Here is a 1,209-nt window from a genome sequence, read left to right on the forward strand (position 1 = left end):
CAAGTGGGTTCTAAAGACGGCGAGAAAATCAGCATCGCTATCGGTTCAAGCGCGGGCTGGAACCTGGCAGCGGCGGGCGCCGGCGGCGTTTCTGGCGATACTGTCAACACTTACCAATTCAAAACGACTACAGCGCTGGGTACTGCCCAAACTGATGTAACGACGAAAAAAACCGACTTTGATACCAAAACGGCTGACGCTGCGGCGAAAAACAGCGCTTATCTGGCTGCGAAAGCAATCTCTGATGCATCTGGCGTAGCGGGTGATGTTGCTGCAACCGCAACAGCTAAAACCGCATTTGATACCGCCACTACCGCTGTCGGTACTGCCAATACTGCATTGACCGCCTCTAACGCAGCCTTCAAAACGGCCTTGGATACATCAACGGCCGCTGGTGAAGCGGTTAATGGCAATGCACGTACCGTTGCAGCTAAAGGTTTTGATGTACTGAAAGGTAATGTGGATTCAGCTGGTCTGGCTGTCGGTACGACGCCATTGGCTGATATCGATAAAGCCCTGAAAGCGGTCGATACTCAGCGTAGCGTGCTGGGTGCGTCTCAGAACCGTTTTGAGTCAACCATCACCAACCTGAACAACACTGTAAACAACCTGACTTCCGCACGTAGCCGTATTCAGGATGCCGATTACTCTACAGAAGTGTCCAACATGAGCCGTGCGCAGATCCTGCAGCAGGCAGGGACTTCCGTATTGGCACAGGCTAACCAGGTTCCACAAACTGTCTTGTCTCTGCTGCGTTAATTCCCCGTCGAGCAATATATCGAGCCTCCGCATTGCGGGGGCTTTTTTGTGTCTGTTATTTATTGGTTTTTTAATAAAAACACGCGATTTAATTAAAGCTATGAATGCAGGTGCCGATAAATAAGGGGACGGTGATTGAAGCCGTAGGCAATAAGCCTAAACCTTAGCCGAAACATATTTAAAGGAAATAATACTATGGCGGTAATTAACACTAACAGCCTGTCTCTGCTGACTCAGAACAACCTGAACAAATCCCAGTCTACTTTGGGCACCGCCATTGAGCGTCTGTCTTCCGGCCTGCGTATCAACAGCGCGAAGGACGATGCAGCGGGTCAGGCGATCGCCAACCGTTTCACTTCTAACATCAACGGTCTGACTCAGGCTGCGCGTAACGCGAACGACGGTATTTCTCTGTCTCAGACCGCAGAAGGCGCGTTGGGTGAGATCAAC

At 50.9% G+C, this 1,209-nt stretch carries 1 protein-coding gene and 1 pseudogene; both read left to right on the forward strand.

Going from position 1 to position 1,209, the window contains the following annotated elements; genetic code table 11:
- A partial coding sequence (locus tag DBA33_RS21120) for a flagellin (protein ID WP_276148146.1) occupies positions 1-759 on the forward strand: 759 nt, incomplete at its 5' end.
- 195 nt (positions 760-954) lie between these two features.
- Positions 955-1,209, forward strand: a pseudogene (locus DBA33_RS20245) (flagellin FliC); the annotation flags it as partial.

Origin of the sequence: Yersinia sp. IP36721 (assembly GCF_003634395.1) — a bacterium.
Taxonomy (GTDB): Bacteria; Pseudomonadota; Gammaproteobacteria; order Enterobacterales; family Enterobacteriaceae; genus Yersinia; species Yersinia entomophaga.